Here is a 24,602-nt window from a genome sequence, read left to right as displayed (position 1 = left end):
TTTATAACAACTCCCGCTCGTCGACCATTTTGCTGAAGCGCGCCGGGAATCCTTTCACGACCGTCCTCGGTTCCGTATCTTTTGTGACGAGCGCCCCAGCGGCGACAAACGTCTCTTCCGCCACCGTCACGCCCGGCAGCAAAATCGCTCCGCCTCCGACGCGCGCCCCGCGCTTGACGGTCGCCCCTTTGATTTTGGCGAACCGTTCTTCCGTCCGCCCCATGTAGTTGTCATTGGTCGTCGTGACGCACGGGGCGATGAACACATGGTCTTCGAGCGTCGTGTAGGCCGTGATGTAGGAGTTCGACTGGATTTTCGTCCGATCGCCGATTTGGACGTGGTTTTCGACGCACACCCCGCGCCCGACGATCACATATTGGCCGATGTGCACGTTTTCGCGCACGCTCGCCAAATCAGCGATCAATGTGTAGGCGCCGATCACTGCTCCTCGATAGATGACAGCGTTGGCGCCGATCGTGCAATGGTCGCCGATGACAAGCGGCGGCAGCTCGCCCGACAGCTTGACGGTGCTCGTTTTCGCCGGCTTCGGCGGTTTGCCGAGCACCGCTCCGTCGGCGATCGTCACGCCGTCGCCGACGACGGTTCCTTCGTGAATCGTGACGCGATGTCCGATTTTAACGTCGTTTCCGATTTTGACATTCGCCTCGATGACCGTGAAATGGCCGATTTCGACACGTTCACCGCAAACAACAGAGGGATCGACAACGTTCATGGTTTCGTCTCCTTCGCTTACAATTTGACGTATTTGGCCGGTTTCGACACATCTTTCATGGCGTTGCGTGTGTCAAACACGACCCGGCTGTGACGAGCGACCATTTCATAGTCGATGTTGGAATGGTCCGTCGTAATCAAGACAAGATCTGACTGCGCAAGCAGTTCCGGCGTCAGCTCGACCGTCTCAATCACCCGGTTGCACGCCCGGAACGACGGAACATACGGGTCGACGACCGCAAATTCCGCTCCGTATTGCTCGAGCAGCTCGACGATTTTCAACACTGGCGATTCGCGCACATCATCAATGTCTTTTTTGTAGGCGACGCCGAGCACCGTCACTTTCGAACCGCGCAGCGCCTTGCCTTCTTCGTTTAAAATGAGCATCGCGCGGTTGACGACATATTCCGGCATGGCGTTGTTGATTTCTCCGGCCAGCTCGATCAAGCGCGTATGGTAGTTGTATTCGCGCGCCTTCCATGTCAAATAAAACGGGTCGATTGGAATGCAATGGCCGCCAAGCCCCGGCCCCGGATAAAACGCCATAAATCCGTACGGCTTCGTTTTCGCTGCATCGATGACTTCCCAGACATCAATGCCCATCCGTTCGCACAAAATGGCCATTTCGTTCGCCAACGCAATGTTGATATGGCGGAACGTATTTTCAAAAATTTTCTCCATTTCCGCCACCGCCGGACTCGACACTTCATGGACATCGCCTTCAAGCACGGCGCGATACATCGCCGCTGCCACTTTCGTGCACGTCTTTGTCACGCCGCCGACGACTTTCGGTGTATTTTTCGTCTTAAACTGCTTGTTGCCCGGGTCAACCCGCTCCGGCGAATAGGCGACGAACACCGTCTCCCCGACGACGAGCCCTTTTTTCTCCAGCGCCGGTTTCACGATTTCTTCCGTCGTACCTGGATAGGTGGTCGATTCCAACACGACAAGCATCCCTTCATGGGCGTATTTAGCGATTTCCTTCGCCGAGTTTTCGACGTAGGACGTATCCGGCTGATGATGCTCATCGAGCGGGGTCGGCACCGCGATCGCCACGGCATCGACTTCCGCGATCCGGGCGTAATCGGTCGTCGCCACAAGCCGCCCTTGTTTGACCATCTCATGCAAATCTTCATCGACGACATCGCCGATGTAGTTGATCCCATTGTTCACTTGATCGACGCGGCTTTGTTGGATGTCAAAGCCAATGACATGAAACCCTGCTTTTGCTTTTTCGACTGCCAGCGGCAACCCGACGTAGCCAAGCCCGACCACGCCGATGACCGCGTCGCGTTTCTCAAATTTTTGCAACAGCCGTTCCGCGTAGTTCATTCCTCTCATTCCTTTCTACTCAGATAGTTGCACTCTTGTCCCCGTTTCCGCCGAACGCAAAATCGCTTCGATCAGCCGAACAGGAGCCAATCCGTCCAAACCCGTGACGATCGGCTCGCGGTCTTCGCGAATCGCTTGCACCATATCTTCAATGATCCATTGGTGCCCCGGCTTGCCAAACGGGTCGGCGTTGATCTCATCGATGAGCTTTGCCCGTTCTTCCTCGCTGACGCCTTCCGCTTCCCACGTTTCGATAAAGTTGGCCGTCCGGCCGCCGATTTTCACCGATGCCGTTTCACCGAAAATGGCGATCGATTCCTCCAAGTTTTGCGGATAAATCGTCGTCGCTGCCTCAATGACGCCAAGCGCCCCGCTTTCAAACTCGACGACCGCCGCCGCGACGTCTTCCGTCTCAATCTTGCGCAGCCTTGTCGCCGCCATCGCTTGCACCGCCTTGACCGGCCCCATCAGCCAAAGCAGCAAATCCAAATTGTGAATGGCTTGATTCATCAAGACGCCGCCGTCAAACTCTTTCGTCCCCCGCCACGCCGCCTGATCATAATAGGCTTGATTTCGATTCCAGCGCACCGTGGCGTTCGCATGGCTCAGTTTTCCGAACATCCCGCGCTCCATCGCCTCTTTCAGCTTCCGAATCGCTGGACGGAAGCGGTTCGGATGAACGACCGCGAGCTTCACGCCGCTTTCTTTCGCCGCGCGGATCATCTCTTCGGCGTCGCTCACACGGAGCGCCATCGGTTTTTCCACAATGATATGACGGCGATAGCGGGCCGCCAGCTTGGCCAGCCGCGCGTGCAATCCAGACGGAACGCAAATGTTGACGACATCGATCTGTTCGTTCTCCTTCAACATCGTCTCCATATCAGTGTAAACCGAAACATGCGACACGTCGCGCAAACGTTCCGGATTCGTGTCGCACACGGCCGCCAGCTCGGCGCCGTCCGCCTTTTCAATGGCATCGATATGTTTTTTGGCGATATGCCCCATGCCGACAATGGCAAAACGGATCATGAAGAATAGTACCTCCTCGCGTCCAATATATACTTCCAAAGCACGAGCCAAACGACCGTCAAAAACAGGCCGAGGACAAGGCCGACGGCCATCAGCTGCCCCGTATACGTTTTCGATTTCGCCACCGTTTCCGACAATACGGCCGGTTTTTCGTAAAAGACAAGATTGCCGCGGATGCGATTGACACGCTCCATCACTTCAGTCAAGTTGTTTTCCGACTCAACCAACAAGTCGCTGATGTCATGGAGCTGTTCCGGATTCAAGCGGCCCGACTGTATTTGTTCGCTATAATAATCGACTTTTTGCTGCAAGGCGCGCTCCCGTTCTTCCAGCGCATGCAAGTATTTCGTGGTGACATCAATCCGCTCTTGCGAATGGCGCTTGAGCCCCTGGCTGTATTCCGACACAACAAGCTTCAATTCTCGACTCACGTCTTGTTCATCGTCGCCTTTGACCGTGATTTGCACGTACTGTTCTTCAGGAACGACGACATCCAAGTTTTTCACATCTGGAAACTTCGCTTCTATATTTTTCGGATCCGTCAACTCTTTTACATCAATCGATCCGGTAAACACGACAGCTTTCCCCGTATACTTCTCCCCCTGCAGCAAAAGCCGCCCTGCGATGACGGTCAACACGATCGTCGCAAGCGGAACGAGAAGAAACCACCATTTTCGCTGCCAAAAAAAGCGCAAATATTCGTATAGCACAAACGGTCGTTTTTCCGCCGTCAATCCGGCCACCATCCCTTATCATAAAATAACAAAGTGTTGTGAACAAAACAAATGATCCAACGCCAAAGAAAACGCCATTGCTGTGCGCAAGTGACGTTTCCTTTGGCCGGTTGGACGATCAAGCGAAATGACGGTAAAACTCTGCGATTTTCTCGACGACGTACTGTTGCTGCTCCTCTTTCAGCTCTGGGAACATCGGCAGCGACAGCGCTTCTTTCGCCGCTTTTTCCGCCTCCGGCAGCTGCCCTTCCTTATACCCGAGCGAAGCAAACACCGGCTGCAAATGCAGCGGCAGCGGATAGTACACCATCGTCGCGATCCCCTGTTCTTTCAAAAACGCTTGCAGCTCGTCGCGCTTCGGCGCTCGAATCGTGTATTGATGGAACACATGATAGCGCCCGTCGACTTCTTTCGGCGTCACAACAAGGTCGCCGACCGCCTCCTCGAGCAGGCGCGTATACGTCGCCGCATGCTTGCGCCGCTGTTCCGTCCACCGATCCAGATGCGGGAATTTGACGCTTAAAATCGCCGCTTGCATCTCATCGAGGCGGCTGTTGTAGCCAAGTACATGATGGTAATATTTCGGCTTGCTGCCATGAACGCGGATGACCCGGCATTTTTCCGCCAGTTCGTCATCGTTCGTAATGATCATGCCGCCATCCCCGTAGGCGCCCAAGTTTTTCGTCGGGAAGAAACTGTACGTCGCCGCCGTCCCAAGCTCGCCGACGCATTTCCCGTTGTATTTCGCGCCGATCGCCTGGGCGGCGTCCTCGATGACAACCAATCCATGCCGCTTGGCAATCGCGGCGATCGCCTCCATATCCGCCATTTGCCCGTACAAATGCACCGGGATGATGGCTTTCGTCTTCTCCGTCACCGCCGCTTCAATTTTCGCTGGATCGATGTTGAACGTCACCGGATCGATATCGACAAACACCGGTTTGGCGCCGGCCCGCGCAATCGATCCTGCCGTCGCGAAAAAGGTGAACGCCGTTGTGATGACTTCATCGCCCGGCCCGACGCCGGCTGCTTGCAAAGCAATATGTATCGCATCGCTTCCGTTGCCGCAGCCGATTCCGTGTTTCGCCCGGCTGTAGGCAGCAATATCTGCTTCTAGCTTTTTGACATAATCTCCTAAAATAAAGCGGGAGGAGCGCATCACTTCATCCAATACGCGCATGATCTCCGGCTTCAATTGTTCATACTGTTCGCTTAAATCCAACATTGGCACGTTCATCGCAAGTTCCTCCAAATCCAAAAAATATGTAGAATAAACATGTTTAGTTTATCACATTTGCGTCAATATATAATGACAGTTTTGTGGCAATCTTGGCCTTGCCGCAAAAAAAATCAGCGAAGGAACGGCAGAAGCTGCATAAACAACGAAAAAGAAGGGTATAATTTTCCAAAGACGGGCCATTCCTGAAAAAAGCCGTTTGTCCCTTTCATGACACAAACGGCCCATTTGCTATTTATCGGTCATTTCCGTATACTTTTCGGCTTCCCCGAAGCAGCTTACGAATAAAGGTCATAAACGGCTTGTACTGATCATTGACCAAGCCGATCAGTTCAGCCAGCAGTTCCCCGAAGACGATCAAGGCAAAGACGATGAGAATGGACTGCCATAACGTCGAGGCGGAGAACAAAATCGCGCTGATGGCAAACATCAAGCCAAACGCATAAATGAGCAGCACCGTGTTGCGATGCGAAAAGCCGAGAGCCAGCAGCCGATGATGAAGATGCGACTTATCCGGCGCCGAGATCGGCTTTTTATTCACAATGCGGCGAATAATGGCAAATGTCGTATCGAAAATCGGCACACCCAAAATGATCACCGGAACGACGAAGCTGAAGAGCGTCACGCTTTTGTAAAGCCCTAGCACCGACAGGACGGAAATCGCATATCCTAAAAACAACGCGCCGGTATCCCCCATGAAAATTTTTGCCGGGTGGAAATTGTAAAACAAGAAAGCGATGACGCTGCCTAAGATGATCAAGCAGAGCGTGAAAATGAGCATTTTGCCCGCCATGCCCGCCATAACGGCAATGGCCGCAATCCCAATGGCGGAAATGCCCGCGGACAATCCATCCAATCCATCGATCAAGTTGATGGCGTTCGTAATCGCGACAATCCAAAATATCGTGATCGGGTAGCTCCACAGCCCCACCTCAAACGTGCCGACAAACGGAACGGTCAAAAGATCGACCTTCAGCCCGGAAGCAACAACGACGAACGCCGCCAGCAGCTGTCCGGCCAGCTTCACTTTTGGCGACAGCTCGTACAAATCGTCGAGCATCCCGACGAGCACGATGATGATGGCGCCGACCGTCATCCCCGTCACTTGCTCTTTATACACCCCGCCGACAAAATAGCCGACGGCGACACCGATAAAAATGGCCAATCCGCCAAGCCTTGGCATGACTTTTGTATGCACTTTTCTTCCGTTCGGCCGATCGACCGCGCCAATTTTGACCGCGAGCTTGATCACGAACGGGGTGATGACCAATACTGTGATAAACGAAGCCAAACATGCGGCAAATGCTTCCATATTCATGTGCAATCACCTTGGCCTTATAAAATCGCGGAAACACACATCATCTTTATGTTACCATATACGATGAGTAAATCAATCTTTTTTTACACCCCTTTTTTGTCCCCAAGGATGGAAAATTTCTTTTTCCCTTGCCGCGAGAAGCTCCGAGCGCCAATCCGGCGGACGATTCCACATTTTACATCCTCCCTCCACAGGAAACATCTTGTGCTATAATTAGGTTTTAGAGCACTTGGTGTGAATCATGCCTGTCTAGGAGAGGAATGGACATATGTTTGCAAAAGTAAAGCAACTATTTGACGAAAGCGCGCGAGAAGTGCAGCGTCTTGCCAAGCTGGCGGCGCAAATCAATGAATGGGAACCCACCATTTCTTCGCTGAGCGATGAACAACTGCGCCAAAAAACGGTTGCCTTCAAAGAACGGCTCGAACGCGGTGAGACGCTCGATGACATAAAAACCGAGGCGTTTGCCGTCGTCCGGGAGGCGGCGCGGCGCGTGCTCGGGCTGCGCCATTACGACGTGCAACTGATGGGCGGATTGGCGATGCATGAAGGAAACATCGCCGAAATGCAGACCGGGGAAGGAAAGACATTGGCGGCCACTTTGCCAAGCTACTTGCACGCCCTCCTTGGAAAAGGCGTCCACATTATTACAGCCAACGAATATTTGGCGCGCCGGGACTGCGAACAAATGGGCCGTGTGTTCCGCTTTCTCGGCTTAACCGTCGGCCTGAATGTGTCGCAAATGACGGCCAGCGAGAAAAAAGAAGCGTACGCGGCCGATATCACGTACGGCACCGGCACCGAGTTCGGCTTTGATTATTTGCGCGACAACATGGTGTACCGCCTCGAAGATAAAGTGCAGCGCCCGCTGTATTACGCCATCATCGATGAAATTGACAGCATTTTAATCGACGAAGCGCGCACCCCGCTCATCATCGCCAATAAATCGGGGATCGGAGCGGAATTGTTCCCGATTATGGCGCGCATCGTCCGCACCTTTGAAGAAGGAAAAGAGTATGAACGGTCCCCGGAGACGAAACAAATTTTCCTCACCGAAGAAGGGGCGCAAAAAATCGAGCGGGCGTTTGGCATCGACAATCTATACGACTGGGAGCATCACGTGCTGCTCCATCACGCGATGCAGTCGCTGCGCGCTTGGTTTATCATGCGGCGGGATGTCGATTACATCGTCAAAAACGGCAAAGTGATGATCGTTGACCCGTTCACCGGCCGGGTGATGGAAGGGCGCTCGTTCAGCGACGGCCTGCATCAAGCCATTGAAGCGAAAGAAGGTGTGGAAATCACCGAAGAAAACGACATCCAAGCCACGATTACGATCCAAAACTATTTTCGCATGTATGAGAAGCTAGCCGGGATGACCGGCAGCGCTACGCCGTCGAAAGAAGAATTTTGGCAAACGTACCGGCTGCGCGTGATTACGATTCCGACAAACCGGCCATCCCGCCGCACCGACTGGGACGACCTCGTCTACCAGACGTATGAGGCAAAAGTACGAAAAATTATTGACGAAGTGAAAAAAATGAATGCCATCGGCCGCCCCGTTCTCATCGGCACGACGTCAGTCGCCCAGTCGGAACGGTTATCAGCGGAGTTTTCCAAAGCAGGCATCCCTCACCACCTGCTCAATGCCAAAACGGAGGAAGAAGAGGCGCGCATCATCGCGACCGCCGGGCAAAAAGGGCAAGTGATGATCGCCACCAATATGGCCGGGCGCGGAACGGATATTTTGCTTGGGGAAGGCGTCAAGGAACTGGGTGGGCTGCACATCATCGGCACAGAGCGGCATGAAAGCCATCGCATTGATATGCAGCTGCGCGGCCGGGCAGGACGCCAAGGAGATCCGGGGTCTTCCCAGTTTATCATTTCGCTGGAGGATGATTTATTTCGGCTGTACGATCAAGAGGAGCTGGAAAAATGGCGAAGCAAAGTCAAGACGGATGAAACCGGGCTCATCGTGTCGCCCGACCCGATCAAGTTCGTCCAGAAAGTACAAACAACGATTGAAAACGCCCATTATTCAGCGCGTTTGCATTTATTGAAACTGGACACTGTGATTGACCAACAAAGCAAAGTCATCTACCATATGCGCGATCGCGTCTTGGCGCTGAAGCAAGCAGAGGTGCTGTCCGAGCTCCTTCGGCACATTCAGCGTTATATCACGCAAACGATCGACCGTTATTGTCCGGAAGACGTTTTGTTTGAAGAGTGGGACATCGAAGGACTGCACAACGAGCTGCGCCGTGCCTTTTTCCAATTTGCCTATCCGATTGAGGATCTTCGCCATAAGCAAAAAGAAGAAATCGCCCAACTTGTTTGGGACGAATACAAATCGCTTAAAGCGGCGCTCGCCGATCTTCCGTGCGACGAAGAACAAACGATGCGGCTTAAGCATTTGATGGTCGAAACCATCGACGCCCACTGGATTCGCCACTTAAATCAACTGAATGTATTGAAAGAGGGGATTCATTTGCGCAGCTACGGCCAAGAGGATCCGTACCGTGCCTTTGAAATGGACGCCTACCGCGAATTCGTCGCGCTGCAGCAAGCGATCGACGCCGGCATTTGCACCACAGCCATGAACTATTTGAAAAGCCAGTTTGTCATCGATGACGAAGCGGCCGCTGCCGCGAACGAACCATAACCGCGGCGCAGCACGCCGCCTCGTACTCGTAAAGGAGGTTCCCTATGATTTTCCGACGAAAACAACGCACACAACCGGAGGCCGAGCTGCCGGCGCAGCATGTCGAACAGCCGGAGGGCGGAACGAAAACGACGCTGTCGTTTCATCCGGACTGGCAGCTGTCTCCAGAGGAAACGTACGTCTATCGCTTTTACCACGAACAGCTGCCGCCGCTTCAGCCAAACCAAATTTCCATTTCCGGCGTCAAGCTGGTCGAATACAACGATGGGTTTGTCGCTGTCGCCATTTTGCGCAACACGCTGCCGAAGCCGGTTCGCTTTGAACGAATCCGCCTGTTGCTGCTTGACGAGGATGGCACGGCGATCGCCCGCAAAGAGTTTGATATGAGCGCTTTCGGCGAGCTGCCGCCGATGACGGCCCGCCCGTGGCGGTTTTTGTTCGCCGCCGAGGACAAGCTCGTCGATCAGTTGCCTCAAGATGGATGGAAGATCGCCTTTGAACTGACACCGCGGCATCGGCTCGACCTAGAGGAAAGCTGGGAGCAGGCGCTGTCGGCCAAGCAGCACCAACAGCTGCAAGCCCTCGTTGACTCGGTTCCGCCTCCCGCTCCCGGGGAGGTGAACTTCATGGGCATTGAAGCGAAACAGCTGCCTTCCGGTGAACTAGCCGTCACGTTGCTCATTCGCAACGGCAGCGACAAACATATCCATTTTGAACAAATCCCGCTTGAAGTGCGGGATCATGCTGGCGACATGGTCGCCCGCGGATTATTTCCGTGCCATCTGGAAGTGAAAGCCCACACCAGCAAACCATGGACGTTCCTCTTCCCACCGGAATTGCTGCACAAAGCAGAACCGGATTGGACGTCCTGGAAGGTGACAATCCCATCCTCCCCGGCACAGAGCGAAAGGCAAGAAACGCAATCAAGCGAAACGTAATCGGCAAAAAGCTGGCCCCCATGGTCGCCAAACGACCGATGGAGGCCAGCTTTCTTTGCATCGTTCCGTTCAAAACGACTGCGCTCCCGTTGTCAGCCGAGCCTTAGTCGAAGCAGCCGAACTTTGCACCATCAAGAGCAGACGGCTATCCAACGCATCTGGACGGGAGGGCCTTATTTCGTAGAAGCAGCGGTTTGAATCTCCATGTAAGCGCCTTTTTTCATCGCCACGCCGTCTTTGCTTTTTAACACCGGCGGAATGACCAATAAATAGCTCTGCCCTTTGGCCAGCTTCGCTGCCGGTTTGATCAAAAGCTCCGTCCCCCGGCGGATTTGCGCCGTCACCGCCGCTTCCTGTCCACCTAATTGATACAATTTTACTCCGCTTACCGCGGTATTGGCGAGCGGACGAGAGAAGCGGACGACAAACGTCTTATCGACCGGCGCATTGCGCAGCTTGCCGAGCGACTGATACCCTTTCAGCTGGCCAATCAGCAAATCGCGGTGAGCGGCATACAGCTCTTTACCGACAACCGTCGGCACATCCGGCTTCACCCCAACGTGATGAATCGGCGTCCCTTTTGGCGAGAAAAAGTGGGCGACGGTCAACTTCAACATGCTGCCGTCCGACAGCTCAAACATTTCCTGCATCGATCCTTTGCCAAACGTCCGTTGCCCATACAAAACGGCCGCCTTTTGCTCCTTCACCGCCGCCGCCAACATTTCCGACGCGCTCGCGCTCGACGCGTTGACAAGCAGCCGGATCGGACCCGCCATTTGCACCGGCTGTTTGACAGCGGCATACACTTCTGGGTGATTCGAACGGTCGCGCAACTGAAACGCCTGTTTCACATTCGGGAAAAAGCCGGCGATTTGCTGCGCCGTTTCCACATATCCCCCCGGATTGTCGCGGAGGTCAAAAATCCACCCTTTCACCCCGCTTAACGAGCGAATGGCGCGTTCGATCTCACCAGGCGCTGTCTCATCAAAACTATATAGCTGAATATAGCCGATATTCCCTGCCAGCCGTTTGAACTCCACGTTCGGCCAGTCGATTTTTTCCCGCTTGATGGTGACGCTGACGGTTTCCTCGGTCGACGGCCGCCAAACGGTTACGGCCACCGTCGTTCCTTCTTCCCCTGCGATCAAGCTCAATACTTTTTCCATTGTCTCATTCGTTACCGGCTGCCCGTCAACAGCCTGAATCACATCGCCCGGCTGCAGCCCGGCGCGGGCGGCTGGCCCATTGTCCAAGACAGACATGATGTGGACGCCGTCCTCATCTTCCTCAATCATCACGCCGATGCCGACAGACTCCATATCAATCCACTTCAAAAATTCCTCGTATTCTTCCTTTGTCATATAGGCAGAATACGGGTCAAGCTGTTTGACAATATCTTGCGGGGTGCTCGCCTTCAGCACTTGATCGCTCACTGGTTCCACATAATACTGGCGGACAATTTCCCGCACTTCTTCGAGCACCTTCGTTGACGCCGGAGCCGTCGCCGCCTCCGCCGGCGGACTCCAAACCGAAAATGAAGCCGCAAGCAATAGAAGAGCCGCCGCCCATCGCTGAATCACCTTCATATCCGTCTCTCCTCTCCCGACATGCGCCAGTTTATTCGATATCGACATCTAAGACAACCGGCGCTTTAAAATCATCGATATACACCGCCAGCTGCTTGCGCGTCGCCGCATCCACCACGTTTGGCAGCCACCGGTCGCAAAGCGACAGCAACCGCTCCGCCCGCGCGATATCCCCTTCATCATACGCATCAAGCAGCTTGTCCATGGCTTTCATAATATTGATGGGATAATAGGCACGCAGCTTGACAGACAAAGCCGGGCGTTGAAACCATCCTTCCATCTTTTCGCGCAGCGACGCTCCCGGAACGCGGCCGATGAGAATCGCTGTTTTGCGAATTTGATATTCCAGCGGACCATAGGAATCGTACACAACATCCACATCCCCCGTCCGCAGCGCCCGGTCGACGTTGGCCGTCAAGGCGCGCAATCGCTCCCCGCTTTCGACCGCGCTGATATAGGCGGAAGCCTTTTTCATCGTCTGTTCTCCGGCCGCGATCCGTTTTTCCAACTGCGCCCTTGCCGTTTGTGGACGCACGCGCGCCACTTCTTTTTTTGCCGCCTCATAATCGCGTTTGACTTGGTTGAAGAGACGGTACGGCTTGGACCATTGATCCGCTTTCATCGCCCGCTCAAGCTGGGCGGCATGCTGTTCAAGCCGCTCCACACTTGGGAACGGGGCCGCTTCCGCCTGAACAGCCAACAGCGAAAACGACAACCAAAACACCGCCAGCCATCCGATGATGGAAAATGCTTTTCTCCGTTTTCTCCTCACACTTTCACCTGCTATCTATAAAAATAGGAAACATGTATTTCAATTTTACTGGAAAAGAAACAAAATGAAAATATGTTCTGAAAAAAATCGAACGTAAGCCCTTCAAAGCATAAAATAAGGCCGACTCTTCAGCCACCTTTTTGACTGTCAGAGCCAGCCTTGATCAACGAAAGTCCGGCCAATGAGTTTGCTGCTTGTCGCCGTCGATTTTGCTCAGCGTCCGGTAGCGAAACGGAACGATTTCCTGCTCTGGCTTGCCAAGAAACTCTTTCGCCCATTCGAACGGAATCAAATCGAACTGCTCCTTGTTTTCAGCGATAAAATAGACGCCGACGACTCTTCCTTGTTGATTGAGGTCAATTGTCAAAAAAGCCGGGTAATACGTGCCGTCTTGCGCCCACAGCACCGCTTTGGCCGTCACCCGGCCGTCCCCTTCGTCTTCCACATCCGGATTGGCGATTCGCTCCAACACTTTGATCGCCCATCCTTGTTTTTTATATCCTCCGACCAGCTTCGGCGGATTTTTCCGCAACTGCTCCAACAATGTTTGCTCGTCCATCGTCAAACTTTTGCCTCCCTTGTGGTTTGCCTATCCGCCCATTTTCTAATATATACAATACTTTTCAGAGAAATGCAAATGCCTAGAAGAACAGCATGCAAGGACTTTCTCGATTAGTGAGCAACATCCCTTGTTCATTCCCTCTTCTAGGCAAGCAGGGGAGGCGCGCCCATCAGCGGAAGATGGCGCGAAGGCCGTCGATGTAAATCGCTCCGGCGTTTTTCCGTCCGATATCCGTTTCCATATAACGCACCGGCATCTCCAGCATGAGCGGAAGCGCGACATCGCTGGGCACAGCGGCTTCGACATATTTCCAACCGATCCAATCGACATGGCGGGCAAAATCGATCCAAATGCGGCGCCCGCTTCCATCCTGCAGCTGGGCGCGCAGCCAATGGCCGCTTCCGTCTCCATACACCCACATGCCAATCGCTTGCGGCCGTTTCGAAATCCAAATCGCTTCCTCCCGACTAGCATAGACGCCGGATGTCCCTGGCATCCCGCGGAAATCGTATGAAATTTTCAGCGCCTGCTTTCCTTCTCTCACCTTTTCTGTCGTCCGCTCGACCGCAGCCCCCACATAGTTGACGCCCGATGCATTCCACTTCAACTCGTTCTCAAAATCATCAAGCACTTCTTCGCTTTCCCCGTTCTCTTGCGTCTCTTTGTACACAACAAGAAGCGCATTCGCCACCGGACGCGCAAATCCATCAGACGGCTTGTTTTCGACTTTGAGCTGCCCGTTTGGCTGGCGGACGACAAAGGTCGAAGAACCGCCGCCATCGAGCGTCATCGCATCGACGGCGCCAAGCTCATGCATCAGTTTGGCCAGCTCATTCAACGTCATGCCTTGGCTATGAGCAGGCTGGCGGCCATCGACAACGACGAGCATGACGTTGCCGTTGCGGTCAATGCCGACGGCTGTGCGAGGATGCACCCCAGCAATCGCAAACGATTGCGCCTGTCCATCCGCCACCAACCGGTATCGGCCGCCGAGCGCTTCTCTCACCCCACTCCATTCGGGCTGGTCATACTGAAGGGAAATTTCCACCGCATCCCCTTCTTTCGCCTGCCGCAAATAGTCGCTCGCCCGGCCGTGGCCCGATAGCACGAGCTCTCCAGGTTGGAGCGGTTCATTGCCTTGACCGACTACAACCTTCTTCACCGTTCCGGTGACCGTTCCATTCCCGTTCAACACCCCTTGTACATTCGTCAGCACGACTTCCGTCCCAAGAGCGTTCGTTTTCGTGGAGGCAGCGAAATACGGGGTGTACAAAATCAACTGATGAGCGCGCCGCGGCTTGTTGATGCCATCGACGGGATATGAGCCTCCTTCTCCAATTCGAACGCCAATTTGAACATCTGGGTTTCCAATCATCGGCTTTCCATCAGCGCTGATGCCAAAAATCGTCCGTTCCGCCGTTGGCGTTGTATTCGTCATCACGATCTCTCCCCGGTGCACCATCAAATCGGTCGGCGAACCATCCTCTTTGAAATAATCGCCGTTCACCGCCGCCAGTACGATTCCGTCGCGGCCATCGTACCGTTTTGCCTGCTCAAGCACCGGTTCAATGCCAAGCACTTGATCATTGGACAGCGCCGTCTCAATGGCCAGCCTCTCATTCGACGTATCGATGTCAAGCTTGTACACATGCTGCTTGCCGCGCGTTCCGACGATTTCCATTTCCTCTTTTTCCACCCCGGAGGCGATGCGCGTCGACACCTCCTTTACCACCGTGCCGACCGCCAGTTGTTTCGCTCCGTACCGCCCAGGATTGACAAGCTTCAGCTTCTCCTTTGACGGCGTTTTATACACGACATGCCCTTTGATATTGGTGACGTAATATCCACCGCCAACCCCGTATTGGCCGCCAAACGCCTCGTCATACGAATACACCCGGTACTGTTCTCCAGGCTGCAACACGCGGACAAACGTCAGCGCCCCGTTTTCCCGTTTCCATAGGTTAATCGGTTTCACGATCTCCAATTTTCCAATCTGCCCCTGCACGAGGCGCATGCCTTCCCAGTAGACGACATTCGCTCCGGCATCCGCTTCTGCCGCCTGCAGCGCCGTCCATGCGGCCAACACCGCCCCGATCCCAATGCGGATGATGTTCTTCGCTTTTCCCACTGGTCCTATTTTCCTCTCTTTCTATCATTTTGTTGACACTGATTCTATTATACGACAAACTTCTACAAAAAGGGGAACCCTTTTCCATTTATTTAGTCAAAAAAAAAAAAAAGAACGTCCCAGCAAGGTTGGGACGCTCTGTAGAAGCGAAAACATCATCCGCGGTCACGGAGTATAAAACTCTTGAGAGTAGTAGGGTTGATGAAATGAATTGAACGCCACCCCAACGCCGAGGCGGGTAAAGTCCGGATATAAAAGGTTTTGCCGATGACCGAGCGAGTGCATCCACGCTTCATGGACAAAAATCGCATCGTATTGTCCGTAGGCGATGTTCTCTCCCGCCACGCGATAAGCGATGCCATGGCGCTTCAGGCGGTCAAACGGCGACAGGCCTTGCAAGTTCGTATGAGAGAAGTAGTGATGGACCGCCATATCTTCGCTATGTTCACGGGCGGCCGCCGCCGCCTTCGCATCCCACGCGAGCGCCGGAAGCCCGTGCAAGCGGCGCGCCGCGTTTGCTAAATCAAAAATTTGATATTCATAGGCCGTGCGCAGCTCCTCCGTCGCCGTTCCGTAAAACCCGGGCTTTTCATACTCGAGCGCCCGATTGACGACAAGCACGCCATCCACCCGGTTGTTGTTGTACCGGTCATAAAAGAAGGTGACGTAGCGGCCGTTGACAAGATACGTATCATATTCATCATTTTGGATGCTGTAAAGGCCATCTTTTTTTTGAATCACCGCAAGCGGCCGGCCGTAGCGCGCTTCCACCACCGTTTTCGCCGTTCCGATGCCCGTTCCTTTTTTCGTTTGGACAATCGGCTGATTCGTGTACATCGCCGCCACCCGATCACGGTCATAGCTCACCATCAAAAAGTTTTTGTAACCGCCCTGATCATACGCCTCCCAATATAGGCCGTAGGCGTTTTTCGTCTTCCGCTTCGCCTTGCCGTACATCGCTTCGACCTTGGCGCGCGAGTCGCCGATCGCCACCCCGTTCATCGTGACATCCGCCATGTTTGCCTTCGCCCGCTGCACGCATAAAGCAGCGGCCAACTTCTCTTTTGACGGCGTTTCATAGCGGACGCGGGCATCGTTCTTGATCCCATATCCTCGGCCGACATCAAAATAGCCGCCGCGCAACGCGTATACGCGATACACCGCACCGCTTGGCAGCGTCTTCACTGCTTTGTTCGACAACCATAGCTCTGTCGGCGCTGTGACCGTCAACCGGCCGATTTGTCCGGGCTTCAGTTCAACGCCGTCCCACCACACTTTTTCCGTTCCGACAAGCTCCCCGCAATCCTCCGCCTTGACCATTGATGAACTCGGCATCCAAAGCCATCCAGCCGCAGCCAACAGCATTCCGATTGCCGCCGTCTGCACCCATTTTCTCACTTCCGTCCGCTCCTTCCTTTCTCTTTTTCTTTCATCATAGATGCCTTTCCATCAAAAGAAAAGAGAAAAAAGAATGGCTCTTCACCACAACATGTACTTGACAACGGTTTCCTGACAAGGATAGGCAAAAAGTGCTGATGTTCCCTCACAAGCGTAAATAGGGGATGTTCAGAAAAAATCAAGTACAACTTTTGGTGAAGAGCCGATGTTCTTTTTCTAAATTCGTTCGACGTCTTTGAAAGGTTTCAAATATGGCTTCCCATAAGACGCGTCCATCAAAATTCTCGGTTGATAAAAGTGTGAAAACATCATAAAAATCCTTCATTCTACTGTTGACAACAGATAGTGAGATCATCGCCTCAAACTTTTCAGCTATTACTGAATAAGTTGAGTAGACTCGAATCTCCGGGGGCTTCATATTTAATAAAGTAGGATACTGCATCTCTTGTGGTTTTGGGATCACGACATCACCAAATCCAATATCCAGTTGCAATTGCTTTTTTATTTTGCCAAGTGCTGCCAGAATTTTCATACGAATCCCTTCATAATCAGCACCCTCTTTAATTCGTTCAGCCGTAATGCCCTTTACATCAAATTCGACTCCATCTTCTTCAGCAGTTAACGTACAAATGGACTCAAACGCAGTTTTGATATATTGAATATCATTTGAAATTTGTCTAGCTAAAAAGTCAATATCTTTGGTTGGCCTAGATTGAAATTGTGTTAAGGAAAATAAAAAGAGACCGCCTTTTAGAACAAATTTATCCCGATAATGAGAAATGGAAAGTCGGTATAGCAACCTTTCTTGAAAATACAACAGTAAAATGAAATCAAAGGTTTTTCCGCTTTGTTTGGCAAGATTCTTTAGTCTTTCTCCAACTGAAGCAGGTATATTTTTAACATTTCCCATTATAAAAGCACCTCTAAGTATTTTAATAAAACGGTCTTGATGCGCATTTTCTCAGCACATTCCACCAGTTTATTTATGTTTTTTTCAGGACTTTGTAAATAATTTCGCAAACCTTCTTTCATTAAATCGATTCCTATTTTTTCTCTGTATCGAATAATGTCGCAAATCGTTTTTTCACGATTATAAATGCTTATTTTATGGCCGCCTATTTCCACTTCTTCAATTCCATATTCAAACTGTTTTTTTGAAAAATAGAAAATTTTAATTGGCGGATAATCGGGCAAACGGGGTTTCCTTGATTTTCTTTCAATAGCAATTTGGTACTCCCACGGGTTATAAGTTGTTAACTCATAAAAAGACAATGCCGACAAAAGACAAAGAACACCATTCGGGATCACTTTTGATACTTCAACCACTTCTTCATTTTGATCACTTTCAAATGCAGCATAACGGTACAGCCCACGTTTTATCCTAATGATTTCTCCATTTTGCTCGAACTTTCGAATATAATATTTGCTCACTCCTTCTCTGGTTAAGTCTTCTGTCTTCGCAAATCCTTTTTGACGCACAAAAATATCTTTTATGATTTTGCTTACTTCTTTCTTCATTCATGATCACCACTCTTTTCACCTAAATGTCGGCATTTATCACTCATTGCAAACGTTTAATATACTTATTCTCGATTACTCGCAATATCCCTCTTTTTTCATCTTAATGCATTCACTTATTATTATATGCCGACCATAAGTAAAATTCCTGTCGTTATTTTCACATATAAAAGCGAGGCTGCCCCATTCATTCGGACGGCCTCGCTTTCTTGCTTACTCCCCATTCACCAACTTCAACTTCTCCTTTGACGGCGTTTCGTAGCGGATGTGCGTGTCGATGTCGGTCACGTAATACCCGCCGCCGACCGCGTACTGCCCGCCGAAGCGCGCGTCATACCCGTAGACGCGGTATACTTCCCCAGGCTGTAAGATGCGGACGAACACAAGGCGCCCATCCTTCGTCCGTTTCCATAGATTGATCGGCTTTTGCACTGTCAAGCGGCCGATTTGCCCTTTTTTCAACTCCACGCCATCCCAGTACACTTTTTTCACTTGGCCTGGAGGAGTGGTTGGCTTTCTCGGTTTCTCTTTTGGTTTCGATGGAGACGGTTTTTGCGGCGGTCTGGATGGAGGTGCTTCGTCCCTCGGCGGAGCTGTGCCGCCCGGCGGAACGCTCCCCCCAGGGGATGCTCCATCCGATGGACCACCGCTGCCCGGAGAGGTGCCGTTGCCTGGCGTTGCCCCTCCGTCATGGGACGGCGTTTCGCTGCCCGGCCAATCGCTTCCTGGAGAATCGCCGTTGCTTGGCGGCGTTGTCAACTTCCCTTCGCGCAATTGCTTCGTTTCTAAATCCAGCACATAATCTTTTGTGTTTTTCGCAATCGCTCCGCCGTCGTTGTTGAAAATGGTTGTTTTGCTTTCGGCCGATGGTTCAATATGAATTGACACTTCTTTTTGATGGCTGGCCGGCGCAAACGTGTACGAGAATGCCATCCGGCCATCAATCGGCACCCGCTCGCCATTGATCGTCAAAACACCGTTTTTAATGGCATTTCCCTTGATCGTCGCCTGATTCCCTTGTTTTTGCACCTCTTCGATGACAACAGGCATATCGATCCAACGCAAAATGCGGTCTTGCACAACCATCGTATTGTTTCCTTGATTGTGGACCGTCACTTTCAAGTCGGTGCCAATCGCCCCGTAGCCGTAATAGCTCACGTCATCATCGTTGTCGTCCTCACGCGTATGGTCGGCCAACCCCTCTTGATCCCACGATCCGCCTTTCACATACTTATAGGTGATCGTTTCCCCTTCCTGCACCTCGACGGTAAATTGCCAATCGGGCGTCACCGCACCGTTGCGCGACATCTCCCACGCTCCTGTGTTCCAGCCGTTCAGACTGTTCGGAATCGTAATGCGGGCATCGAGCGGCGTATAATCCGGCGCTTTCACTTTAAAAATCACCTTCACCATCACAATGTCCGGCGTCACCTTGACCGTGTTCGACTCCACAACATTGCCGGCGCGGTCATACAACTTGACAACATACGTGTACTCGGTGCCGTTTTCGACATCGTAGTCTGTAAATGAATCGCCGATCGAAGTGGTTGTATGCACGATATCACCGTTGCGCTCGATGGCTAACAAATAAGCATCTCCATCTTTTTTCCCAACAAACGTCCATGATAAATTCACTTGTCCGGATTCAACCGCAGGCTGCCGCAGCTCGATGGCGTCTGCTGGCGCTATTTGGTCGCTGCTGTCTGCCGCAAACGTCACTTGCTTCTCTGCTGTATACACCCATTCCTCGCCGAGATTGGTCGTCAGCGCATAACGATACGTATACGTCCCTGCGGCGAGCGGAGTGAAGGAAGCCCGGAACACGTTGGCGTCGCCGTCTTGTCCTTGGTAGGACGCTCTGTATTCTTTCCATGTTTCGTCATGCGGGCCTTTCACTTGCAACACCGCTTGCAACCCATCAGCTGCTCCTTTGCTTGTCACATTGTCGATGTTGACATGGACATCCACTTGTTGCGGCTTTGACAAATCCAGTGTGGCATCGCTTAACGTTGTCACGAACTGGACATTGTCGCTCGTCAGCGGGTAATGAGGAACGACGCGATTCGTTTCGACCTTCGGTGATTCATTGCCGTTTTCATCGACCGCCGCAACGGCAAAGTAATAGGCTGTTCCGTTCGTCAACGAACCGATCGTAGCCGAAGTTGTTTCCGTCTCTTGCACCATCGTATAACCGGCCCCTCTTAACGTGGACTCGTAAATTCGGTATCTCGACGCATTTCCTTCCCACGTTAACATGACACGGCCATCCGAAGGGCTCGCCTGCAAATTGCTGACTGCTGCCGGCATTTCCACCGTCACCGCCCCAAACATCATCCGTCCATCCAGGGCCGGAATCGTGACCGTCAACGTTCCGCCAGCGACCGTGGCTTTCTCGCCATCATGCAACTCATCCGTGAGTACGGTGCCATTCGGAAGCAACGAAGCGACGTCAAGCGCCACCGTCTTGTCCTCATTGCCGCGGTTGACAGCAATGAGCGCCACTTCACGCCCGTATTGGCGGGCAAATACGTATACATCCCCTTGCGCATACACCGTCTTGATGTCGCCATGGGCCAACAACGATTGATGGTGCTGGCGAATGTGCCCCACTTTCTGATAATGGGACAATAGATTTTGATCTTCTTTGCCCCACGGATACGTGCGGCGGTTGTCTGGGTCTTTTGAGCCTGTTACTCCCGCTTCATCGCCGTAATAAATCGTCGGAGCTCCCGGATATCCCATCTGCAAAATCACCGCCAGCTTGAGCCGCTTTTTCCCAAGTTCCTCATTATAATTCGGATCAAGCTCCGCCCGCTCGGATGAATCCGTTCCGTTCCCAAGCAGAAAGACCGCCCGCGCCGTGTCATGGGAACCAATTAAGTTCATCAGCGCATAAAACGCTTCACTTGGGTAGTCTTCCCTTATGGCCGTCAGTCGCTTGTCCGCCTCTTCCGCATTTCCGTTTTTCAAAAAGTCAAGCACCGCCCCGCGGAACCGGTAGTTCATCACGGAATCGTACTGGTCGCCTAGAAAATATTTCGATGCGTCATCCCAAATTTCCCCTAAAATGAGCGGCTGCTCCCCCTCTTTTAACGTCGGACCGCGGTCGTACGACCCTTGAAGCAATTCTTGGCGAAACTCGCGCCAAAACGCCGGATCCACCTCATTGGCCACATCCAACCGCCAGCCGGAGGCGCCGCGGGCAATCCAGCTTTTCGCCACCGAATCCGATTCACGGAAAATGTAATTCGCGAGCGCATCGTTGTTCAATTCACTCGGATGCGGCACTTTTTCCCCCGTCACCGACTTAAACTCCGGCAGACTGTCATAGCCCCACCATGATTGGTATTGATAATGGCCATCGACTTTTTTGTTTTCAATATTGAACCAAAGGTGAAACCCATACGGGCTGAACGTCTGTCCCTCTTGTTTGAACTTCTCTTCCACTTGTTTCCGCGCTTCTTCCTCGCTCAATCCTTTTTCATTTATCAAATCGTAAACCGCTTCCCAATATTCATACGCGCCGACGGTCGGATAGCGGTGGTAGCGGTCAAAGTAAATCGAATCGTCGGATACGTGGTTGAACACCCCGTCTAAGATGAGATGCATTCCCCGGTTCGCAAGCGCCTGCACAAACGATTGGAATTCTTCCGGGGAACCGAACATCGGATCCAATTCTTTGTAATTGCTCGCATCATATTTATGGTTCGATGGCGCATTGGCGATCGGATTTAAGTAAATCGTGTTCACCCCAAGCGACTGCAAATAATCCAACTTTTGTTCAATTCCAGCGATGTCTCCGCCGAAAAAGTCATTCGACCATTCGCCGTCGCCATCGTAGCCGCTCGTTCCTTTCAGGCGCGGATTATCGGGCAAATCCGACCAATCGCGATGCTCAATCGGCTGCGCCCCGCGTGCCTGCTGCTTGCTGTTGTCATTTGAAGGGTTGCCGTTAAAGAACCGATCTGGGAAAATTTGATACACAACCGCTTCTTTCATCCAATCTGGTGTTTTGTAATTCGGATCATAGACGGTCAGCTGGAACAGCTCCGCATTTTTGTCGACCGCCCTCCCCCATTGTCCTTCTTTCGTATCTTCGCCATATTCCGCCTTCATCCCGGCATCGACAGCGATAAATTTATAACCGTATACCCCCGGCGCAGAAGGAGTAAACGCAGCCTCCCAATACTCATCATCCCCGAGCACGCCGACTTTTTCCATCGTGTAGACTTTGGCGGTTCCGGTCGTCGCATTTTTCACATACACATCCGCTCTCGTCAAATCGCCTTTTTTCGCCGCAAGACGAAGCGTTACCTTCGTTCCCGCTTTCACCGCGCCAAACGGCTGGCGGTACAGCGTATCCCATGTATTGTGTTTTAATCGGTCTTTCTGAACAACACCGTCAGAGCCATTGGGGTTGTAGTCGGTGTACACCTCTTTTGTTTTCGCATTGAAGAAGAATGTAATGGTTGTCGTTTCCAAAACGGTTAAGCGTGCATTCTCTTGTGGGTAGCTCTCGTTCCAATTGTTTCCGAGGACAATTTTATATTCATACGATCCTTTCGGCACCCGCGCCGTAAACGTGTACACCGAGTCAAAATCATCATCGGTCAACAGCGCTGTCGATGTCCCTGGAGTCCATCCGTTGTTCTCCCCCTCATAGCCGATGGCCGGCAGCACCGTCCCGACAAGACGCGGCTGTTTCTCCTTCGCAATCGCCGTATACCATGTCGAATCCGCGATCGCATGCGTCCGGTCATTGTAATAAAACGTCACCTCGGTTTGCCGATCCAGCTTCAACACCAGATTTGCGCCATTGCGACCACCGGCGCCGTAATTTTCATCCCAGCTGCCGTTGACCGCAATTTTGTACTCATAGGTCCCGGCTGGCAGCGTCCCGGTGAATGTATAAAGCCCATTCCCTTCATCATGCATCCTCGTCGCCAATGCCCCCGGATCCCATTCCGCCGTATGGCCCAACTCATCTTGCAAATTGCCGACTAGCGTGATCGTCCGTGGCTGCGAGGCCGTGGATTCGGCCGTCCACCGATGCTCCCCATTCCCTAGAGCGCTAGAACTTCCTGCCTCGTTCGCAGCGGCAACCGCCTGGAAAGGAGTCAATGCCAGCAACAACACCGATGCCAAAACCAATGATAGCATTCTCCTTGCCTTCTTGATCATCCCCCGCTCCCTTCTCCTTTGTTTTGCCAACTTCCTTCTCTCCTTTCCTTTTTATATTCTTTGTGCAATCGTTTGCACAAAACAGTTGATGCAAACGATTTCATCAATCTTTATCTTATACGAATAAACAGAATATTTCAACTATATTCCCCTCTGTTTTTTTATTTTCGATTCACTCCTAACTCAAAATCGTTTAAATTCGATATTGAAAACGATTACAAACAAAAATTATAATAGACGTAAACGTTCGAGGGTTTGCTCCCTTTTTACTCTTTTTATGCAATCGTTTCCCTTCATTTTTTGGAATCCAAACCGTCGAATGTAATATTTGATTAAGGGGGAAGGGCATTGTACTAACGTTTCACCGCATCATTCGAAAAGGGTGGGTGTTCCTGCTCGCGTTTTTGCTCACTGCCTCGCTGTTCTGCCCGACAGGACAGCCCGCCAAGGCTGCCGCACCGTTTAACGGCACCATGATGCAGTATTTTGAATGGTACTTGCCGGATGATGGCACGTTATGGACCAAAGTGGCCAATGAAGCCAACAACTTATCCAGCCTTGGCATCACCGCTCTTTGGCTGCCGCCCGCTTACAAAGGAACAAGCCGCAGCGACGTAGGGTACGGAGTATACGACTTGTATGACCTCGGCGAATTCAATCAAAAAGGGACCGTCCGCACAAAATACGGAACAAAAGCTCAATATCTTCAAGCCATTCAAGCCGCCCACGCCGCTGGAATGCAAGTGTACGCCGATGTCGTGTTCGACCATAAAGGCGGCGCCGACGGCACGGAATGGGTGGACGCCGTCGAAGTCAATCCGTCCGACCGCAACCAAGAAATCTCGGGCACCTATCAAATCCAAGCATGGACGAAATTTGATTTTCCCGGGCGGGGCAACACCTACTCCAGCTTTAAGTGGCGCTGGTACCATTTTGATGGCGTTGATTGGGACGAAAGCCGAAAATTAAGCCGCATTTACAAATTCCGCGGCATCGGCAAAGCGTGGGATTGGGAAGTAGACACGGAAAACGGAAACTATGACTACTTAATGTATGCCGACCTTGATATGGATCATCCCGAAGTCGTGACCGAGCTGAAAAACTGGGGGAAATGGTATGTCAACACAACGAACATTGATGGGTTCCGGCTTGATGCCGTCAAGCATATTAAGTTCAGTTTTTTTCCTGATTGGTTGTCGTATGTGCGTTCTCAGACTGGCAAGCCGCTATTTACCGTCGGGGAATATTGGAGCTATGACATCAACAAGTTGCACAATTACATTACGAAAACAAACGGAACGATGTCTTTGTTTGATGCCCCGTTACACAACAAATTTTATACTGCTTCCAAATCAGGAGGCGCATTTGATATGCGCACGTTAATGACCAATACTCTCGTCAACTACCCCCACTTCGCTAACGCTTGAAGTGGAGGCTTGCAACTCCCCAGAAGTGCGAGCGGACTTCGTCCTCCT

General features: G+C 52.1%; 16 protein-coding genes and 1 pseudogene. 3 read left to right on the top strand and 14 right to left on the bottom strand.

Annotated elements, in window-relative coordinates; genetic code table 11:
- Window position 1: 1 nt before the first annotated feature.
- From ETR37_RS11490 to ETR37_RS11465, 6 genes are all read right to left on the bottom strand, one after another.
- Entirely contained in the window at window positions 2-733 is a 732-nt protein-coding gene (locus ETR37_RS11490; protein WP_033014903.1) for an N-acetyltransferase, read from the bottom strand.
- Window positions 734-750: 17 nt separating this feature from the next.
- Complete coding sequence (locus ETR37_RS11485; protein WP_015375873.1) at window positions 751-2,064, bottom strand: nucleotide sugar dehydrogenase; 1,314 nt, start codon at window positions 2,062-2,064, stop codon at window positions 751-753.
- Between the two features lie 15 nt (window positions 2,065-2,079).
- Window positions 2,080-3,093, bottom strand: a complete 1,014-nt coding sequence (locus tag ETR37_RS11480) for a Gfo/Idh/MocA family protein (protein ID WP_129447287.1) — start codon at window positions 3,091-3,093, stop codon at window positions 2,080-2,082.
- Window positions 3,090-3,827 (bottom strand): GumC domain-containing protein, encoded by a 738-nt coding sequence (locus ETR37_RS11475; RefSeq protein WP_129447286.1) that lies wholly within the window; start codon window positions 3,825-3,827, stop codon window positions 3,090-3,092. Before ETR37_RS11475 ends, ETR37_RS11480 begins: the two co-directional genes overlap by 4 nt.
- A gap of 118 nt (window positions 3,828-3,945) precedes the next feature.
- Window positions 3,946-5,064 (bottom strand): DegT/DnrJ/EryC1/StrS family aminotransferase, encoded by a 1,119-nt coding sequence (locus ETR37_RS11470; protein ID WP_044744257.1) that lies wholly within the window; start codon window positions 5,062-5,064, stop codon window positions 3,946-3,948.
- Window positions 5,065-5,299: 235 nt separating this feature from the next.
- On the bottom strand, window positions 5,300-6,382 hold the full coding sequence (locus tag ETR37_RS11465; RefSeq protein WP_013146462.1) for a glycosyltransferase family 4 protein: 1,083 nt from the start codon (window positions 6,380-6,382) through the stop codon (window positions 5,300-5,302).
- Window positions 6,383-6,650: 268 nt separating this feature from the next.
- Here ETR37_RS11465 and secA2 point away from each other — a divergent pair, with 268 nt between their 5' ends.
- A complete protein-coding gene (gene secA2 / locus ETR37_RS11460) occupies window positions 6,651-9,044 on the top strand; it encodes an accessory Sec system translocase SecA2 (RefSeq protein WP_129447285.1) in 2,394 nt (797 codons plus the stop codon).
- 44 nt (window positions 9,045-9,088) lie between these two features.
- A complete protein-coding gene (locus tag ETR37_RS11455; RefSeq protein WP_013146464.1) occupies window positions 9,089-9,982 on the top strand; it encodes an accessory Sec system S-layer assembly protein in 894 nt (297 codons plus the stop codon).
- A 173-nt stretch (window positions 9,983-10,155) separates the two neighbouring features.
- On the opposite strand, the gene ETR37_RS11450 is transcribed toward ETR37_RS11455, so the two are convergent.
- The 8 genes from ETR37_RS11450 to ETR37_RS11415 all read right to left on the bottom strand — a co-directional run bounded on the left by ETR37_RS11450 (window position 10,156) and on the right by ETR37_RS11415 (window position 23,157).
- Complete coding sequence (locus ETR37_RS11450; RefSeq protein ID WP_013146465.1) at window positions 10,156-11,568, bottom strand: S41 family peptidase; 1,413 nt, start codon at window positions 11,566-11,568, stop codon at window positions 10,156-10,158.
- A gap of 31 nt (window positions 11,569-11,599) precedes the next feature.
- Entirely contained in the window at window positions 11,600-12,340 is a 741-nt protein-coding gene (locus ETR37_RS11445) for a hypothetical protein (RefSeq protein ID WP_129447284.1), read from the bottom strand.
- Window positions 12,341-12,503: 163 nt separating this feature from the next.
- On the bottom strand, window positions 12,504-12,905 hold the full coding sequence (locus tag ETR37_RS11440; RefSeq protein WP_015375879.1) for a hypothetical protein: 402 nt from the start codon (window positions 12,903-12,905) through the stop codon (window positions 12,504-12,506).
- 166 nt (window positions 12,906-13,071) lie between these two features.
- Window positions 13,072-15,030 (bottom strand): phosphodiester glycosidase family protein, encoded by a 1,959-nt coding sequence (locus ETR37_RS11435; RefSeq protein ID WP_129447283.1) that lies wholly within the window; start codon window positions 15,028-15,030, stop codon window positions 13,072-13,074.
- Window positions 15,031-15,195: 165 nt separating this feature from the next.
- The gene (locus tag ETR37_RS11430) at window positions 15,196-16,428 is read right to left on the bottom strand and encodes a CAP domain-containing protein (protein WP_015375881.1); all 1,233 of its coding nucleotides are present in this window, start codon (window positions 16,426-16,428) and stop codon (window positions 15,196-15,198) included.
- 178 nt (window positions 16,429-16,606) lie between these two features.
- Window positions 16,607-17,338, bottom strand: coding sequence for a nucleotidyl transferase AbiEii/AbiGii toxin family protein (locus ETR37_RS11425; protein WP_015375882.1), 732 nt, complete (start codon window positions 17,336-17,338; stop codon window positions 16,607-16,609).
- Window positions 17,338-17,946: a type IV toxin-antitoxin system AbiEi family antitoxin domain-containing protein gene (locus ETR37_RS11420; RefSeq protein ID WP_015375883.1), complete on the bottom strand. Its 609-nt coding sequence runs from the start codon at window positions 17,944-17,946 to the stop codon at window positions 17,338-17,340. Before ETR37_RS11420 ends, ETR37_RS11425 begins: the two co-directional genes overlap by 1 nt.
- Before the next feature lie 213 nt (window positions 17,947-18,159).
- Complete coding sequence (locus ETR37_RS11415) at window positions 18,160-23,157, bottom strand: pullulanase X25 domain-containing protein (protein WP_129447282.1); 4,998 nt, start codon at window positions 23,155-23,157, stop codon at window positions 18,160-18,162.
- Between the two features lie 356 nt (window positions 23,158-23,513).
- Here ETR37_RS11415 and ETR37_RS11410 point away from each other — a divergent pair.
- Window positions 23,514-24,545 (top strand): annotated as a pseudogene (locus ETR37_RS11410) (alpha-amylase); the annotation flags it as partial.
- Window positions 24,546-24,602: the final 57 nt, after the last annotated feature.

The organism is Geobacillus sp. PK12, from assembly GCF_004123125.1.
Classification (GTDB): domain Bacteria; phylum Bacillota; class Bacilli; order Bacillales; family Anoxybacillaceae; genus Geobacillus; species Geobacillus zalihae.
Note: the sequence above shows the minus strand (reverse complement) of the source record. Positions and strands in the feature narration are given on the sequence as shown.

Bases quoted from the DNA above. Each gene is read 5' to 3' on its own strand.
- ETR37_RS11490 (WP_033014903.1), bottom strand. From the start codon at position 733: ATGAACGTTGTCGATCCCTCTGTTGTTTGCGGTGAACGTGTCGAAATC.
- ETR37_RS11485 (WP_015375873.1), bottom strand. From the start codon at position 2,064: ATGAACTACGCGGAACGGCTGTTGCAAAAATTTGAGAAACGCGACGCG.
- ETR37_RS11480 (WP_129447287.1), bottom strand. From the start codon at position 3,093: ATGATCCGTTTTGCCATTGTCGGCATGGGGCATATCGCCAAAAAACAT.
- ETR37_RS11470 (WP_044744257.1), bottom strand. From the start codon at position 5,064: ATGAACGTGCCAATGTTGGATTTAAGCGAACAGTATGAACAATTGAAG.
- ETR37_RS11465 (WP_013146462.1), bottom strand. From the start codon at position 6,382: ATGAATATGGAAGCATTTGCCGCATGTTTGGCTTCGTTTATCACAGTA.
- secA2 (WP_129447285.1), top strand. From the start codon at position 6,651: ATGTTTGCAAAAGTAAAGCAACTATTTGACGAAAGCGCGCGAGAAGTG.
- ETR37_RS11455 (WP_013146464.1), top strand. From the start codon at position 9,089: ATGATTTTCCGACGAAAACAACGCACACAACCGGAGGCCGAGCTGCCG.
- ETR37_RS11450 (WP_013146465.1), bottom strand. From the start codon at position 11,568: ATGAAGGTGATTCAGCGATGGGCGGCGGCTCTTCTATTGCTTGCGGCT.
- ETR37_RS11425 (WP_015375882.1), bottom strand. From the start codon at position 17,338: ATGGGAAATGTTAAAAATATACCTGCTTCAGTTGGAGAAAGACTAAAG.
- ETR37_RS11420 (WP_015375883.1), bottom strand. From the start codon at position 17,946: ATGAAGAAAGAAGTAAGCAAAATCATAAAAGATATTTTTGTGCGTCAA.